Below are 16,966 nucleotides of genomic sequence, written 5' to 3'. Positions count from 1 at the left end.
AAATGAAACAACTCGACCGAGCCTTACGAAAAAATCAAACCGATGCGGAAAAATTGCTGTGGTATCGATTGCGTAATCGGCAATTGGCTGGCTGCAAGTTTCGTAGACAACAGGTGATTGGTCCTTATATCGCTGATTTTCTATGTCTGGAACCTAAGTTAATCATCGAGTTGGACGGTGGTCAGCACGCCGAGCAACAAAAGCAGGATGAACAGCGCACTCGATTTCTAGAGTCTTTAGGGTATCGGGTGTTGCGGTTTTGGAATCATGATGTAATCAGGGATATTGAGTCGGTGTTGGAGGCGATTCGATTGGTTGTCATTCGATCCCCTCACCCCGGCCCTCTCCCGAAGGGAGAGGGAGAAGAACGGCAATGAGTATGGTGCCTGAAACCAAGGAAGTCTTCAGTTCGCAAATCCCTGCCTTGCAGGTGTTGATGGCGATGGGCTATGAGTATCTGTCGCCGGCGCAAGCGCTTGCCTATCGCGGCGGACAAACCTCCGAAGTGTTGTTGCGGACAGTGCTGATAGCTGAACTGCGCAAACGCCGGTTCAACTGGAAAGGTCAGGAGTATCCGCTATCCAACAATGCCATCGACGACATCGTGCGGCAGTTAGCCTCGCCCGGTTTGGGCGAAGGCTTGTTATCAGCCAACGAGCGGCTGTATGACCACTTGACTCTTGGGCTGACGGTTACTGAATTCATCGATGGTAAAAAAGCCCAGCCCACCATCGCCATCATCGATTGGGAAAACCCGGCCAACAATTGCTTCCAGGTGACCGACGAATTTGATGTGTTGAATGCCGGAAGTACCGGTACTCGAAGGCCGGATATCGTTTGCTTCGTGAATGGTATCCCCTTGGTGTGTATCGAAGCCAAGCGGCCCGATCCACATAATCCGCACAAGGATATGCTCAAGGAGGGCATCTCACAGCACCTGAGAAATCAAGGCGTCGCCGAGATTCCGCACTTGTTTGCTTACAGCCAATTATTGCTATCGGTGAATGGCCTGGATGGCCGGTATGGGACTACCCGGACGCCCGCCAAATTTTGGGCGTTGTGGCGGGAAGAATTGTTGCAAGACGACACCTTCGATGCGATCAAGAACACGGCGTTATCGGAGTGTCAGGCTGCGCAGTTGTTCGGACATAGGCCGGCTTGGATGCGGCAATATTTCGATAGCCAAGCCGCGCAAGGTAAGCTGTTAGTGACCGGCCAGGATAAGCTGATTGTCAGTTTATTGAATCCTGACCGGTTACTGGAATTCATGCGGTTTTTTATCCTGTTCGATAAGAAAAGCGGCAAGATTGCCGCGCGCTATCAGCAGTATTTTGGTATTAAGAAGCTGGTCGATCAGGTTACGCACAAGGATAGCCGCGATGCCCGCCAGGGTGGGGTGATTTGGCATACCACCGGTTCCGGTAAGTCGTTCACCATGGTATTCATGGCCAAGGCTTTGATTTTGCATGAGCAGTTAAAGCCTTGCCGTTTTTTCGTGGTGACCGACCGCATCGATTTGGAAACGCAGTTGAGCAAGGTATTTGCCAATGCCGGTGTCTTGGCTTCACCGAGGGACATTGAAAAAGCCAAGGCGACGTCGGGTAAAGATTTAGCGCAGCGCATCAGCCAGGGTAACGAGCGGATTTTGTTCTCGATCATCAATAAATTTGCCACGGCTTCCAAACAACCGGAATGCCACAATCCCAGTTCCGACATTATCGTGTTGGTCGATGAAGGCCATCGTAGCCACGGCGGCGAAACCCACGAGCGCATGCGCCAGGCATTGCCGAACGCGGCTTACATTGCCTTTACCGGCACGCCGCTGCTGAAAAACGATAAAACCACCAACAAATTCGGCCCCATCATTCATGCCTACACCATGCAGCGCGCGGTGGAAGATGGCACGGTCACGCCCTTGCTGTACGAAGAACGGGTGCCGGAGCTGGGTACCAATGCCAAGGCCATCGATAACTGGTTCGAGCGTATTACCGAGGGCTTGACCGACAAGCAGCGCGCCGATTTGAAGAAGAAATTCGCGCAAAAAGGCCAAATCTACCAATCCGAAAGCCGCATCGAACTAATCGCGCATGATATTGCCGACCATTTCGTCAAAAATGTAGCCGATGGTTTGAAAGCGCAATTGGCGACCGACAGCAAGCTATCGGCGATCCGCTATAAGAAATATCTCGATGAAACCGGCTTGGTTACCAGTGCCATTGTGATGTCACCACCCGACACCCGCGAAGGTCACGAGGAAGTGGACGAAAGCCACTTACCGGAAGTGCAGCAATGGTGGCTGGAGCATGTCGGTAATCAAAGTGAAGAGGCTTATACCAAGGAAGTGATTCGTCGATTCGCCGACGAAGACGATCCGCAGATACTGATTGTGGTGGATAAATTGCTGACGGGGTTCGACGAGCCCCGAAACGCGGTGCTGTATATCGATAAGCCGCTGAAACAGCACAATCTGATCCAGGCCATCGCCCGCGTCAATCGTCTGCATGAGCTGAAAAAATTTGGCCTACTGATCGATTACCGGGGGATATTGAAAGAGCTGGATACGACCCTGGAAGCCTATCAAAATTTGGCCGAACGCACCCAAGACGGCTACGACATTGATGATTTGGTCGGTTTGTATCGTCAGGTGAACACCGAATATAAAAAGCTGCCAGTTTTGCATGACACGTTATGGGCGATTTTCAAAGACGTTAAAAATCGCGCCGACCTAGAGCAATTTCGCCAGGTGTTGATTCCGCATTACCAAACCGACGATGCGGGCGACAGTTACGATGCCAAGCAAAAGGTGCGGGAAGACTTTTACGAGGCCTTGACGGCGTTTAGTTTGTGTCTGGAAGTTGCGCTGGGATCGAGCAGTTTTTACGAAGATCGCAGCTTCAATGAGGAGGATATTCGCACTTATAAACGTGATGTGCGGTTTTTCAGTCAACTTCGGCAAATTGCCCGCCAGGATGCCGGCGAAACTATCGACTATTCCGACTACGCGGCGCGCATCAAAAAGCTGATCGATAAGCATGTGGTCGGTGAAGGCATTCGCGAGCCGGAAGGCGTATTCATCGTCAATGAACTGGGCAAGCAAAAACCCGAAGATTGGACTGATGAAAAAACCCGCAACGAAACCGACATTATTCGCACCAGACTGAAGAAAACCATCGAGCAGGATTTGCAAGACGATCCTTATGCGCAAAAAGTGTTTTCGGAATTGCTGGACCAGGCCATTCGCGATGCCGAAGCCATGTTCGAACACCCATTCAAACAATACGTGTTGTTTAAGGATTTGGAAGAAAAGCTGGCCGAGCGCGATGTGCCGGATACGCCGGACCCATTGGCGTCCAATTCGCATGCCAAGGCGTATTTTGGAGTATTCAAATTGGTGTTTGGCGAAGATGCATTCAATGCTTTGTCGGAGGCGGACAGGCAAAGTTACGTCGAACAGGCTTTTGCAATTGATGAACTGGTCGATAAGGCTGTTGCGGAAAATTCAGTCAATCCGCAAAACATCGAAGCTGAAATTCGTAAAGGCTTGTTGCCGCGCTTGTTCAAAATGATTGGTATGGATAAGGCCAAGGAAGTCATCGAGCATATCGTGCAAATCACCCGAGTCGGTTTGTCCAAAGAACGATGATGCAGCAGTCCATCCGTTACGGCAGCGAGGAAATCCTTTACCAAGTTGCATTCTTGGCGAGTAAATCAACCAGAATAGCTATCCATATTCATCCGGATGGTGTTGTTCAGGTTGATGCGCCTGTGGGTGCTGAACTGTCCAAAATCAAGCAAGCGGTGTTGAAACGTGCTCGGTGGTTAACGCAGAATCTGACACGTATTCGTGAAGCGCAAGCTGAAGTGCTGCCCAGGCAATACATCAGTGGCGAAAGTCATTTCTATTTGGGGAAGCGCTACCCGCTAAAAGTGCTGGATTTAACCAACAGCCATCGACCGACTGTCAAACTGTTGCGCGGGCAATTACAGGTTGTCACGGCTGATCGTTCCACAGAAAAAATCAGCCAGTTATTGAAAGACTGGTATGCATCCCACGCTCACCAAGTTTTTCATCGTCGTATGCAAGCGTTGGCGCCTGGTGTGCTCTGGCTGAGTGGAGCATTGCCGACGATTAAGCTTTTGACCATGAAGAAGCAATGGGGCAGCTGTTCGCCGCAGGGACATATTTTGCTAAACCCGCATTTGGTTAAGGCGCCCAGAGAGTGCATCGACTACGTGATTATTCACGAGCTTTGTCACCTGAAGGAGCACAATCACAGCCCGGAGTTTTACAGATTGTTATCTTTGCAAATGCCTGAATGGAAACAGATCAAAGCTAAGTTGGATGGGATGGCTGAGTTGCTGTTGAATCGCTAAAAACATTTCGGCAGGCAGGCTGCCAAAGATCTCGGCTGTCTTTTCGTTCAAATGTTCCAAATTAACTAAGTTTGCCAGATTGTGCTAACTCAGGCTTCAAATCGTACAAATGTTTACTAAACCCTTTCCAGGTAGCGGACGATTGAAACTGTCATTGATACTTATCAAAATGTAGAACAAGCTAAAACATCAAAACACTCTTGCATAATCATTGATTCATGAGAATTTTACTCTGTAGTTTTTATTAACCATGCTGCTTTTTCGGGCAACCTAAAAGGTGGCAAAGCTATGGAGAAAATCATGCAAACCAGTTCAGCAGAATTCACAAAATTGCCCATCGATCAAATCAGTGTTCAAGATGGATTTAATCCGCGTAAGTTCTTTGATAATTACGAATTCCAACAGTTAGTCGTTTCGGTACAGGCTGAGGGCGTGATTCAGCCGATCATTGTCAGGTCGGTGGCTGATGGCAATGGCTACTGGGTTGTGGCCGGTGAGCGCCGATGGAGAGCCGCGAATGAAGCCGGATTGACTGAAATTCCAGCCGTGGTGCGCAACCTGAGCGACAGAGAAGCTAGATTGATCGCCACCGTCGAAAATTCACAAAGGGCTGATATGAGTCCAGCCGAAGAAGCGGTGGCGGCAAGGGATGTGTTAACCGATTGTGGTGGTGATAAAAGCGAAGCGTTACGGCTTTTAGGTTGGAGCGGTGTTAAGTTCGATGCGCGGTTATTGCTGCTCCACGCCGCCTCGGAAGTCCTTAACGCACTGACAGAACGCAAGATCAAATTGGGTCATGCTGAATTGCTCTCCCAACTGCCCAGCGACTTCCAAACGGCCACTCTCGCCAAAATTCTCGAAAACGGCTACTCGGTTGCAGAACTGAAAAGCAGACTGGCCTCGTTTGCGCTGGAATTGTCAAAAGCCACTTTCGATAAGACGGGTTGCAATGGATGCCCCCATAACTCCAGTATGCAATCCAGCCTGTTCGAGGAACATATCAGCGAAGGGCGGTGCGCGAATCGGGCCTGCTATGAGCAGAAAACCGAAACGGCGATGCTAGAGAAAAAGGCGTCATTGTCCGAACAATACGCAGCCGTTTTCCTCGACACCGAAAGAAGACCGGATTCTTACAAGATCATTTGCCAGTCCGGTGCGGAAGGTGTTGGCAAAGCCCAGCTTGAACAAGGTTGCAAACAATGCGCCCATTTCGGCGCTTTGCTGTCCACTTCGTCGGATCGCCTGGGTCGAATTACGGAAGATTGCTGCTTTAATCTGGATTGTCACAAAGACAAGGTTGTCGGTTATCAAGAGAGCTTCAAGGCAGCATCCACACCTGCTAGCAACGATAAAGGCAAAGCTTCGACTAAGAAATCAACCAAGCCCATCCAGTCAGTAACGGGAAGAAATCCTGACACCTCCAATAATGATGCTGATGAAAAAGAGGGGGATACTGGCAATACAAGCGCGGCGATTCCCCCTACCAGAGTGATTGAGAAGATCGAGGCGTTTTACCGCGACCTTGGCGCAAAACAAATTACGGATAACAAACTGGCCGTGTTGTGCGTGAACACCTTTGCGCTTTATCGGCTGGTAAGAAGCTCGTTGCCGGTTGAAAAAATGCCTGAATCTTTAAAAGATCCGACAAGAATTGGTTGCGAAATCGAGGGATTCGTGAAAGCGCTGTCATCTTTGGGTATCGAAGAAACGCTGGCATTCAATCACCGGCTGTTGAGTCATTTACTGGGGGAGCATGAAAAGTCAACGCCGATTCTGAACAAGACCTGGGCGAAAGGCGCTGCGTCCGTGTTGAATGTGACGAAAGCAAGATTGGCTGACCATTTCATTCTGGACAGGGAGTTTTTGGGTTCCTTCACCAAGGCCGGTATCGAAGGGGTGTTGCGCGAAGCCATAAACGGCAAAGGTTTGTCATTTGTCGAGCATTACGAAAAGCAAAGCGAGAAACACAAGATTGCCGCGCTGATGAAGAAGAAAAACAACGAAATCTTGGATGATGTTTTGGGGTGTGGTTACGACTTCGCTGGTTTTGTACCGAGTTGCGTTTTTAAGTTCATGGGTGACGATAGTCATCAAGACATGACATCGCACACTCAAACGCCAAACGCCGTTGTCGAGCCGGTTTCGTCCGAGCCAACCACTGAATCCCAGGCAGATGAAGCGGATGTTGAGGTGGCGAAAGAAAACGGTGCTCAACATGCAGTAGAGCCGGAGAGTGAGTCTTTAACTGATGCAGAGGATTCAAGCGATCAAACCGATTTTGAAGATCTGAATGACGATTTGGATGCCGACCTGCCAAGAACGGACGCCGTAAATGGCGACGACGAAAGCGCGATCTTGGACGCTGTGATAGCAAAAACAGGTGAATTCGATGATCTGGATGCGGAAGAATCATCAAGCCCTTCCAATTATCTCAGCGATTCGGATTGGCTCGATGACGAGGAAAAAGCCATGTCTTTAAACGCTAACGGTTACACCCAAGACCCCGAAGAAGAGGCTGCTTAATATGATCTTTGAAACCTTCCATAACATGCTCAAAAACGATGAGCGCATTCAGTTTACAGTCACCCGCAAGGGTGACCTGCTTGCCGTACTGGTTCAGCCGGTGCTGCAGGGGGCGGCAGACGAGAAAGCCTCAGAAGCCATTCAGTCGCTGAGAGCGGCGCTGGCGATGCCTTTGTACGTGGTAACACATCCTCAAGCGCTAGACGCGGATTTTCCGCGTTCTCTGGCCGATTTTGCCGATGTGCGCGAAGGCGGTCATAACGACTTGAAGGACGCCATGAGTCGAATCAAGGAGGCTGGAAAGAAAGGGAAGGCCGAAGCAGTCAAGAACAAGCAGGCGGATAAGCCGACAGAAAGATCCCGGTTTGAAGAACCGAATCATCAGAATGCGGCAAGCGAAAAAACAGCGGAAATTGCCGTAACCGATAAATCACTGTTTTGAGGATTCAACATGGAAAATAACAATACCACTGTCATTCGCCCGGTCAGAGTCTTCAAAATGGGTGCTGTTCGTCTTGCCGATCCTGCACCCGATTTATCGCCGGAAGAAGCCATCAAGCTCTATGCGGCCTCATACCCGCATCTGGCTCATGTCGAACTCAATGAGCCTGAACTGATAGGCGAGGAATTGCACTATGCCATCAAGCCGCATCAAGAAGTCAAAACCAAAGGCTGATAAGGCTGATAGCGTTGGAATAGCACAATTGAAAGAATGGGGGAGCCAATCTCCCATTGATAACAACGTCAAGACCGAGAACGAGCCAACATGCTTTCAGTTCAAGCTGAACCTGCCAAAACTGCCCAACCGAACCATTATGGGTATCGACCCCAAACAACTTCCGATGCTGTAGGTCAATTATTCGGTCAAGTCAGGATCGAAACCGACCTGAACGGTTTGATCGACGAGATTCGGCACCGAAAAGACAAGGCCGATTTTGAAACCAATCGCTCCGGAGTTTCTTGCATGATCTTGTTAGCCCATTCAATGGGGCTAGTTGAAGAAGCTGAAATCGATCTGGCCGTGACGGCTGGCTGGGAGGCTGTCTATCGCCTATATCAGGAGGTCGTTGCCAAAATCATGGATCACTTGAATCAAGAATCGATGAGTATTGCAGGTATCGACTCGGTCCACAGCGACTTTGAGCCGATGAGCTTTGAAATGCAGCAAAGTAAGAACGAGGGTGTTTTTTTGGTGTTGGGCGTTTATCCCAGATTTTCCCAGTTTTCCTTGTTGGACATTGATCGTGAACTTGCCAAAGCGGTGGCTGGTTGTCTGAAATGGACAATCTTCAATGGCGGCATAGGCATCTTAGTCGATGATCTGTCCGAAGCATGGATGATGATGGGTGATGAACTGGACGCGCTCAAGGAGGCATTGGAAACTCAAGGCCATCTGAGCAACGGGGAATTGGCTGAGTTTTTTTTGGAAAACGATGTTTATCCGTTTACCGAGATAACCGACGATCAGGAGTATCTGGAGGATCGCATTGGTTATCTGAAATCGGTTTTAACCAATAACTGCAAATCGATGTTCGGAGCGTTGCCGGAAATCCGTGATATCAGGCGAATGCTGGTCAGTTGGCGAAAATCAAATCAGGCCATCTATCAGAATCCTTGGGTCAAGTTCGTTCGGGAAACGATCAAGGTTTGTAAGTGGATTGAAAAGTTCGGACTAAAAGCCTCCGAATGTAGAATATCACCCTGCGATAATAATCATGGGGATGTGCATCTGGACTATGGTCATGTCATCGGATGCGGCTTTGATTGGGAAGAGTCTGTGGTGTCGGAAGTTTATAACGATATGGCTCAAACAGGTGAAAACCCGGAAAGCATCATTCGATTGAATCCGCTTGCATGTTCGGAAGTCGGTGAGAGACTGACCTTGTTGGCCAAGTCGAGAGGGTTGATTCGATTGGCCGAGGTGATCAATGCTGATTTGGAGGCCCAAGTTGAAGCTTAACGATTTTTTCCAGTTCTACCAAGTCGAAAAGCCGAGCATCGTGCAGAAACACGCCCTCCTGATTCATCAGGCCAAAGCGCTTTCAAGTGGCTATTCCCAGTATCGATCAGGTGATTTTCTGGCGTCGATGCACGATTTCGTGATCAACGAGCAAGGGGAATCCATTATCGGCGCCGGCCGCTTAATGTCCAAAGATGATGTGGAGTCGGTTTTGCGGTCGATGCTGGAAATGGGTAAGCGAAAAGTAAGCCTGTTGCCGCCGAATGTCGTGTCGATTTCCGAAACCCATATTGCCTGGACAGTGCCAGCTAAGGTTCGCCCCATGCTGTTCAATATTACCGGGATGCCAATGAAAAAGATCGATGTGCCTTGGCCAAGGTTGCTGATGGTGGCGAATCGTAATGGCAAGCTGGCTGTGGCGGCGTTGAAAACCAATGGCAGGGTCAGTGCCAAAACAAAGCTTTACCAAGCGCCGTTAATGAACGTGTATACCAATGGCAACGTGTGTACGGGGTCAGCGACGTTGCCCAATGAGTGTGGCATCGATCAGATCAAGGCTTGGGAATCGGTCATGTTCGATAGCGCCTTCTCCCATGTCAATAATCCCTCAACCCTTTCTCTGGATGGGGATAAGGATCAAGCGGTTGATAACAAAGCCCATTATCGGTTTTGGCATTCCCTTTCCAAGAATAAGGCAGATAAATTCCCGAATGAACATTTGAATACCTTGCGCTATAGCGTAGAAAATTTCATTGAAAATCATTCCTAAAAGGTAAACACAAAATGAGCGAAATAGAGGCATGGTCAACTAACAATTAGTGTTGAGGGCGAAAAATGCTTAGTAAAGAAGAACGTGAAATTGCGCTAAAGAAAATGGATGTCATTGTGGACGATTTTTATCGGCAAGCTATTGGCGTTAACAATCATCCATTCATTGAATTCGCCGGGATCATGCAGGCATACATCAAGACATGCCAACGTGCTCACGAGGCTGGGATTGATTTCACCGAATGTAACCGGCATACGGGTAATCCATTGCCAATGGAAAGCTTCGAAATAACGTATCTGAAAGAAAAGTTGAATTGCATTTTTGATGGACGAATAACTGCCAATGATGACTAGCTACCTCACCGACCAACGCGACCAAATTGTTTTTGGCGAAACACCAACCTTGATGCAGTCTTTACATGGAGAAGGATTGCCCAAGCCGGAAACAGGCAAGCATCGGTTCGTGTTTTCTGGTGATGGCGTGTATATCGAAGCGATCAATCCGGTATTGGAAGTTCGGCTGCCGGTGGCGGAGTCATCGATCAAGTTGCCCTACGAACGAATAGGCACGATCGGTGTGCGGTTGCCGCATGGCCAAATTCCGAAACGGATTTTGCAAGATGTTTGCGAGAAAACTTTCCTTTGCGCCCCGAGCGAGTGGGCTGGATTGGTGGTGTGGGACAAAATCCGAAAAGAATATTCTCTGTATGAGCCGGATGTGATTTCATTTAGTGCTGGACATGTTTCCTATTTGAATGTGCTGCCGGATGAATATGAGCTGGTCATGGATCTGCATTCGCATGGCGATATGCCTGCGTTCTTTTCCAAGGCAGACGACAAGTCCGATATTGGTGGTTTCTATATCGCCGGTGTGGTTGGCAACTGCGATTCAAGTGAACCGACTTTTGCCACGCGGATCCTGTTCAATGGGCATTTCTTTGAGTGCCGGGATTTTCGGAAATTTTTTAGTTCAGAGGGGTAATGAATGGCAGCAAATAATTCCGATCAACAGCGAGAGCATCATTTCTACGTTGCGATTGCGAAGCACGTCTTTGAGCATCCTGAGCATGGCGTTGTATTCAGCGGTGAAACCATTGCATTATCCGATGCCGCTAGATTCAGCTTAAAACCCCTAATACTCTATGGGTTAACTGTCCCTGGAACTCAAATCCAATGGTTTGCCTTTTCGTGTCTTGATAACCCGCGATCATTTCTTGGTTTTTTGATCGAAGCATGGTCAAAAGGAGCCGGATTGAAAGGATGTCCAGATATTTTGAAAATCAATAAGCATATTGCTGAATCCTGCCCTGATCTCAAGCTGAATATAAAAAAGCTTGGGGTTGATGTCGTAATTGCTGAAAAAGGGGACAAAAAGTTGTCCGGTTCTTTAAGAGCTGCTCAAGGCGAAGTAATGAGATTTGGTTGGCTTGCCCGAAAAAATGAAAAGGATTTCTATAACCTGGAAGCTCTGAATGCTCATGCCAATACGGAACATAATCATCACGTAGAAAATAAAAGGTGGACTTGGTATAGCAACAAATCCGTTCGAGAAGCTGCTGAAAAATGGATGACTTTGCCTGTCAAAGAAATGGAAAACCATTTGGATTCATCCAAAATAGACTGGGAACCCGGCCAGTGGCTTTCGTCCTGGGAAGTTAATGCGGTTCCGATTGGACGTAGGACTTTCAGGAAGGATGACGGTGTTACCTGGTTGAGCGCCGGAAGTGATGACGTTGATGATTACGATGGTGATGATTCTTCGGAATTTGAAATGAATGCTATGGAAGGGGCCTGTGCCGAAAAAACAAAATTGCTGATGGATTGTTGGCCCAACAATCCTGCAGAAATCGCAAAAGCCCTTGGCATTACTGCAAAGCGACTGCAAAGATTTGTTTCGAAGGTTGCCAAGTTGCCTGACGAGAAAATAGACGCATTGAAAGAAATGCTAGGGCTTGAAGAAAGCGAGCGCTTCTATGATTTCGATGCTGTAGGCCCTTGCATTTTAGTCGGCGACAAACCGACTAAAATTTCAGAGGTATATAACCTTCTTACCCATGGCGGGGATTTGGCCTACTCACTTGAGGTAATTCCAGAAAAAGGTAATGCCGATCCAAGCTGGCGGTATGTCATATTCAAAGCCTGCGGCGAATCGCCAAATATCATTATGTTTGGGCGTGGCAGCGCATCTGCGGAGAAAATTGGGGATAAGATGCTGATGAATTTTGATGGCGTAAAATCAATTCCAGCAACTATCTACAGGGATGTTGTTTCGACGTGCGCTAAAGCATGCAGCGATCCTTGGTCAAATCGAAAAAAGATGTTCGAATTCATCGATCGCCAAGATCAGTTCTTTGATGGATTTTCTCGCTGGTAAGTATGCACAATTCAACCAATATTTCCGGCTGGCCAGTAATGAAAGGCAAATGCCCGACGTGTCCATTCAACAAGGATGAGAATGGACGTGAGGCTGCGCCGGATATTGCCGATATGGTTAGGCGTCGATGCTTAACGGAAGCATCGCAGATATGCCACCACCCTAGACTTCATGGTAAGAAAGAAGACCATCTGTGCCGTGGTGTACGAGATTTCCAGTTAGAGATTTTCATCGGCTTGGTTTGGAGATGCCAACGGATGAAGCCTGGGAAAAGAAAATGCAGGAGATTTCGGCTTGAAGCGATCGACAGCGATAAAGACAGCTTTGGAAATAGCGGATCGAGTGAAAAAATGCAACGGCATTATTGGTACACCAGAATGCGAATTCACAGCATTCAGAATCAATCGCATGTGGTTATTCGGCTCCACGGCAAAGGGATACGAAAATCCTAATGATGTCGATATTTTGATCGATGGTGGCGAATGCGGCCTGATTCAATTTGCTAATTGGAAGAACAAAAAATCAATGGCTGGCTTCGTTAATGATAGAAAGAAAAGATCGGATAGGTCTTTTGTAAAGTTCCGGTTAGGCAAGACGGACAAAGGCTATTTGAGAAGTTGTGGGGTGTATACGGCTGTTTCTTCAAGAATAACGGCGCTTCGAAGTATCAGGGGAAGTAGCAAGATGGTCAGATTTCACGAGTACGTGGTTGATGGCAATCTTGCCCATCCAAGGATAATGCTGTATCCGCGAAACGATTTCAAAACACAGATCGAAAGTTAGACCATGAAATTGAATGTAGATTTTGACGATCTGTATAAAGCCGCAGAAGAAATGGGAGCCAAGCCGGTTGAAATCGATCTCAAGCTTTGCGATGGGAAAATCTCAACCGATCGTATCACCGTAGATTTTGAGCGAAAAAACTGGATCAATGTTGCTGCCCAGGAGAAACAAACTCAGAAAAAATCAACGTAACGCTGTGGCGATTTCTCCGTAACGGTCGACCATTCACTCTGCAAACTTTTGAAAATTCTGTCCACGAACTTTTCATCCTCGGCAGCTTTCTGGCCGACATAGCCATTGCCTTGCACGAAGGTTTCATAACGCAACATTAGGTCCGGGTTTGTTTGATCAAATCCAACTGGATTTATTTCGCTTGGGAGTGGAGTCAAAGCCACGTCACCATTCATGGCTACCCAAAGCACATGATGGCCGATGGTATCGTTGCAAGAGGAAAATAAAGCTTTTAGCTGTTCTTTGGTTGGGTTTTGGTTGAGATTCATTAATTATTCGTCCTGGCTAAAAATTTGTTGCTACCAATATTCTGACTCCCGACCAATTATTGCACACAACCAAATGCGGATGAAAAAAGAGAGTTCTAATAGGATTTTGAGCCACTTTCTGCCGGTCAACACGTTTGTGCGAAGATCATAAATTTCTCATTCTGAAAGCCGGTATTCAGCACCGCACGCTACCCCACGGATGGATCGAAAACTTTGAAAATGTAACACTTGAAAATCGATAGAAATGCCCATAAATTTTGAATGGCATTCTTAATCTAAAACCAGATTTCAAAATTCTGTTTTGACTGCCTACTTAGTCTGGATGCAGGTCTGTAAATTAAAATACAGTGTCGTCTAATAGCAATGGATAAAGAAGAATAATGCTTACCCTCATCAAAGCCCAAGTTTGGAAGTACAAATCGATTGATGATTCAACGCCAGTTGATCTTAGTAATCATGTAACAGTACTAGTCGGCAAGAATGAGTCTGGTAAGACGGCCTTTCTTGAAGCACTGCACAAGTCAATGCCATTAGGCACAGCAAAGTACAACTATGTAGCTGACTATCCCCGAAAAGAATTCACTCGTTACCGTCAGCAACATGAAGCACAAAACTATCAGAAAGTAGTAGAGCTCACTTTACGCATAGAGGAAGCTTTAGCCGATAAGATAAATAAAGGGGTTTTTGGTGGTGTAGCGATTGTAGCTCCACAGACTACCTTTACTCGCAGCACGACTATCGGAAACACTAGTACCATCGGGTTTGATATCGACCAGAAGGCTGCACTTTCCGCAATACAAAACCCACTGATCGATTTGGAGCATGCAAAGGATGTTTTTAAGGATGCTGAAACACTAGCAGATGTATTAAATAGGATTGATGAGTTGGGACTCTCACCCGACAACAAGTTAGCTATTTTCGCGGCTCAATGGCGAAGCTGGGAGCCTAAATCTAGTAGTTGGGGTTGGTAGAAGGGCACATCTGGCAAATGTATTTGTCTCCAGCAATGCCAAAATTTTTGTATTTTGATGACTACAAATTGCTCGAAGGCAAAATAAATTTGCCTTCATTGCAACAACGCCAATCCGCTGGGCAACTGACAGATGCCGACGAAACAGCACTTGGTCTATTGGAATTAGCAGGTACTTCGCTTAAAGATTTGATCAGTGATGAAGGTTATGAGACTGCTAAGGCCGAACTGGAAGCCATAGGTTTAGACATTACTCAGAAGGTTTTTGACTTTTGGAAACAGAATCAAGACCTTGATGTTGAATTCGATCTTAAAGCTGATTCAAAGGATGCTCCACCATACAACAACGGGGTAAATCTATACATACGCATCAAAAACAGACGGCATGGCGTGACTGTACCCTTTGATCAACGAAGCAAGGGATTTATCTGGTTTTTTAGCTTTCTGGTTTGGTTTGATGCTGTTAAATCCCGAGTGAATACAAATAATGACCTGATACTGTTACTGGATGAACCAGGTTTGAACCTGCACGCATTAGCTCAAGCCGACTTTCTTGCCTACATTCGAGAGTTATCCGAGCAACATCAGATAATTTACACGACGCATTCTCCTTTTATGGTCGATAGTGCTTATCTTGAAGATGTTCGTGTGGTTGAGGATCGAGTCAAAGAGGGAACAAAGATTACCCGCGAGTTGGCTGGTTCATCAGACGAAAGTGTTTTCCCGTTACAAGCTGCTCTCGGTTATTCGATTGCACAAAATCTGTTTATAGCTAAAAAGAATCTTTTAGTCGAAGGTCCCGCCGATTTGATTTTGTTGCAGCACATGGGTTCAGTATTGGAAGCAAATGGTAAGCAGGGGCTTAATGACGCCATCTTAGTACCTGTAGGCGGATTAGATAAGCTTGCAACATTTGTGGCCTTACTTGGAGCAAACAAACTTAAAATTGCTGTTCTACATGATCGAGCAAGTACACCTCATCAGAAACTTGAAGATTTGATTCGACAACGATTGATAGAGAGGAAACGAGTGCTAGATTTCTCGATGTTCCTGGATGAGTCCGCGAATGAAGCGGATATCGAGGATTTACTCCCTTCAGAACTTTATATTGATGCCTTTAATGCGTCTTATGCTAAGGAATTAAAAGGCAAAACACTTACAGTTGAAGAACTTGGTGATCACCCGAGAATTGTTGAACGCATTAATAAATGGCTAAAACAAAATGGAATTACTTTGCTTAAAGATGGTGGCTTTAATCATTACCGTGTTGCTCAAGCGGCTTTACCAATGCTGACGAGTGAGTCACTTAAGCCAGAAGAGCTTGCGATTTTTGATAAGCTGTTTAAACGTGTCAGTGACGCATTCTGACTGTTTAATCTGTTCTGGTAAGTGGGAGGAAGCGGTGACCCGGTCAAAACAAAATTGCCAGCGTTCAATCAGACGGAGTGATCGACCGTAACGGGCCGATAGCCGCTAATCGGCGTCAATCTTACATAAGTCGACGGATTAGCTCCTGTCAACCTGCGTCCAAACCCTATTTTAATCGACTGGTAAAGTTGGCTTGCATGATCAATCGACGGTGTTAAAAGACTGGTAACTAAACGATCTTTTAATCGGTAATCCATGACAACCAGTTCCATCAAGTCCTTCAAATTCTGCACTCCAGACCATTGGCTTCGTAAGCCCGTCAAAATCTGTTTAATCGGTGTCGGTGGCACCGGCTCTGAGGTCTTAGCCAGTCTGGCCAGAATTGATTACGCTATCCGAGAACTTGGTCATCCTGGCCTGCATGTGACGGCATGGGACGGAGACGTGGTTGAAAGACCCAATATAGGCCGTCAAGCCTTTTACCCCGCCGATTTAGGCCAGAACAAGGCAACCATTACAATCCAAAGGATCAATTATCTGTATGGCCGTGATTGGGTGGCCATGCCACGCATGTTAGATATCAATGAAGATTGCAGCGGCATGAACTGCGATTTATTGATTACCTGTGTTGATGTGGCGCAATTCCGAGCTGACTTGGCAAAGTGCCAAAATAATCTGTATTCAAGATGCCTATGGCTGGATACCGGTAACGGCGAGAGCACGGGTCAAGTCATTTTAGGAAGGCTTGGGCATGCCAACGAGAATCCAATCAAGCTGCCTTCAGTGTTTGATTTCTACCCCGAGCTGGATGGCATGGTGGATAACAATACCCCGTCATGCAGCATGGAAGTAGCCTTGTCCAATCAGGATTTGCCTATCAACCGTGCAATCGCAAACGTGGCTATGCAGTTGATCTGGTCGTTATTGCGGCATGGCGGATTAAATCATCAAGGGGCTTTTGTGGATATCCGAAAAGGCGCCCAAACACCGATTAATATTCTCTAAAAATATTGGTCATTCCTGAATTCCATAAAGCATGTATTCGTCGCTGGCATTTTCGTAGATAAAATCTTCGTCGATCAAAACGGGTTGTTGATTGCCTAGCTGTGGCTGCAGGAGGATTAGAAAATTCGCAATGGAATCTGGTGTGTAGCCATTAAAATAATCTTGTTGGTTTTTGTTTCTTTGGTTTTGTGACACTGGGGCTGGTCTGTCGCTAACACCAAAAAATCCATTTCTTTGATGAATTTCTGATTCATCACTGTAATCGGCGTCATCGGCTACAGGGTAGCAAAATTCGACCAACGAACAAGATAGATATGGATATTTTCAGCAAACTGAGATCT

Annotated in this window: 18 protein-coding genes; 16 read left to right on the top strand and 2 right to left on the bottom strand. The window is 47.0% G+C overall.

The window, feature by feature from the left end:
- The first annotated feature begins 2 nt into the window (after positions 1-2).
- The 13 genes from GO003_RS16545 to GO003_RS16485 all read left to right on the top strand — a co-directional run bounded on the left by GO003_RS16545 (position 3) and on the right by GO003_RS16485 (position 12,974).
- Entirely contained in the window at positions 3-377 is a 375-nt protein-coding gene (locus GO003_RS16545; protein ID WP_159654268.1) for an endonuclease domain-containing protein, read from the top strand.
- Entirely contained in the window at positions 374-3,643 is a 3,270-nt protein-coding gene (locus GO003_RS16540; protein ID WP_159654270.1) for a type I restriction endonuclease subunit R, read from the top strand. Before GO003_RS16545 ends, GO003_RS16540 begins: the two co-directional genes overlap by 4 nt.
- A complete protein-coding gene (locus tag GO003_RS16535) occupies positions 3,640-4,374 on the top strand; it encodes a M48 family metallopeptidase (RefSeq protein ID WP_231089036.1) in 735 nt (244 codons plus the stop codon). The genes GO003_RS16540 and GO003_RS16535 overlap by 4 nt, the downstream gene beginning before the upstream one ends.
- Before the next feature lie 300 nt (positions 4,375-4,674).
- A complete protein-coding gene (locus GO003_RS16530; RefSeq protein WP_159654272.1) occupies positions 4,675-6,897 on the top strand; it encodes a PRTRC system ParB family protein in 2,223 nt (740 codons plus the stop codon).
- Between the two features lies 1 nt (position 6,898).
- Positions 6,899-7,339, top strand: coding sequence for a hypothetical protein (locus GO003_RS16525; protein ID WP_159654274.1), 441 nt, complete (start codon positions 6,899-6,901; stop codon positions 7,337-7,339).
- 9 nt (positions 7,340-7,348) lie between these two features.
- The gene (locus tag GO003_RS16520; RefSeq protein ID WP_036250235.1) at positions 7,349-7,573 is read left to right on the top strand and encodes a PRTRC system protein C; all 225 of its coding nucleotides are present in this window, start codon (positions 7,349-7,351) and stop codon (positions 7,571-7,573) included.
- A gap of 90 nt (positions 7,574-7,663) precedes the next feature.
- Positions 7,664-8,857, top strand: coding sequence for a hypothetical protein (locus GO003_RS16515; RefSeq protein ID WP_159654276.1), 1,194 nt, complete (start codon positions 7,664-7,666; stop codon positions 8,855-8,857).
- Positions 8,847-9,626, top strand: a complete 780-nt coding sequence (locus GO003_RS16510) for a PRTRC system protein B (protein ID WP_159654278.1) — start codon at positions 8,847-8,849, stop codon at positions 9,624-9,626. Before GO003_RS16515 ends, GO003_RS16510 begins: the two co-directional genes overlap by 11 nt.
- A gap of 65 nt (positions 9,627-9,691) precedes the next feature.
- A complete protein-coding gene (locus GO003_RS16505) occupies positions 9,692-9,979 on the top strand; it encodes a hypothetical protein (RefSeq protein ID WP_036250243.1) in 288 nt (95 codons plus the stop codon).
- The gene (locus tag GO003_RS16500; RefSeq protein WP_159654280.1) at positions 9,969-10,607 is read left to right on the top strand and encodes a PRTRC system protein A; all 639 of its coding nucleotides are present in this window, start codon (positions 9,969-9,971) and stop codon (positions 10,605-10,607) included. The genes GO003_RS16505 and GO003_RS16500 overlap by 11 nt, the downstream gene beginning before the upstream one ends.
- Before the next feature lie 3 nt (positions 10,608-10,610).
- Complete coding sequence (locus GO003_RS16495; protein WP_159654282.1) at positions 10,611-11,999, top strand: hypothetical protein; 1,389 nt, start codon at positions 10,611-10,613, stop codon at positions 11,997-11,999.
- A gap of 294 nt (positions 12,000-12,293) precedes the next feature.
- Positions 12,294-12,782, top strand: a complete 489-nt coding sequence (locus GO003_RS16490) for a hypothetical protein (protein WP_159654284.1) — start codon at positions 12,294-12,296, stop codon at positions 12,780-12,782.
- Between the two features lie 3 nt (positions 12,783-12,785).
- Positions 12,786-12,974 carry a hypothetical protein gene (locus GO003_RS16485; RefSeq protein ID WP_159654286.1) on the top strand — a complete coding sequence of 63 codons (189 nt, stop codon included), beginning with the start codon at positions 12,786-12,788 and terminating at the stop codon, positions 12,972-12,974.
- Here the strand turns inward: GO003_RS16485 and GO003_RS16480 are convergent.
- On the bottom strand, positions 12,956-13,282 hold the full coding sequence (locus GO003_RS16480; RefSeq protein ID WP_159654288.1) for a hypothetical protein: 327 nt from the start codon (positions 13,280-13,282) through the stop codon (positions 12,956-12,958). The genes GO003_RS16485 and GO003_RS16480 overlap by 19 nt on opposite strands.
- 380 nt (positions 13,283-13,662) lie before the next feature.
- Here GO003_RS16480 and GO003_RS16475 point away from each other — a divergent pair, with 380 nt between their 5' ends.
- From GO003_RS16475 to GO003_RS16465, 3 genes are all read left to right on the top strand, one after another.
- A complete protein-coding gene (locus GO003_RS16475; RefSeq protein ID WP_159654290.1) occupies positions 13,663-14,253 on the top strand; it encodes an AAA family ATPase in 591 nt (196 codons plus the stop codon).
- Positions 14,247-15,620 (top strand): ATP-dependent nuclease, encoded by a 1,374-nt coding sequence (locus GO003_RS16470; RefSeq protein ID WP_159654292.1) that lies wholly within the window; start codon positions 14,247-14,249, stop codon positions 15,618-15,620. Before GO003_RS16475 ends, GO003_RS16470 begins: the two co-directional genes overlap by 7 nt.
- A 255-nt stretch (positions 15,621-15,875) precedes the next feature.
- The gene (locus GO003_RS16465) at positions 15,876-16,625 is read left to right on the top strand and encodes a PRTRC system ThiF family protein (RefSeq protein ID WP_159654294.1); all 750 of its coding nucleotides are present in this window, start codon (positions 15,876-15,878) and stop codon (positions 16,623-16,625) included.
- 9 nt (positions 16,626-16,634) lie between these two features.
- On the opposite strand, the gene GO003_RS16460 is transcribed toward GO003_RS16465, so the two are convergent.
- Positions 16,635-16,925, bottom strand: a complete 291-nt coding sequence (locus GO003_RS16460; RefSeq protein WP_159654296.1) for a hypothetical protein — start codon at positions 16,923-16,925, stop codon at positions 16,635-16,637.
- Positions 16,926-16,966 lie beyond the last annotated feature (41 nt).

The organism is Methylicorpusculum oleiharenae (assembly GCF_009828925.2).
In the GTDB taxonomy this organism is placed as follows: domain Bacteria; phylum Pseudomonadota; class Gammaproteobacteria; order Methylococcales; family Methylomonadaceae; genus Methylicorpusculum; species Methylicorpusculum oleiharenae.
The sequence above is the reverse complement of the archived record's forward strand: the minus strand, read 5'-3'. Positions and strand labels throughout refer to the sequence as shown.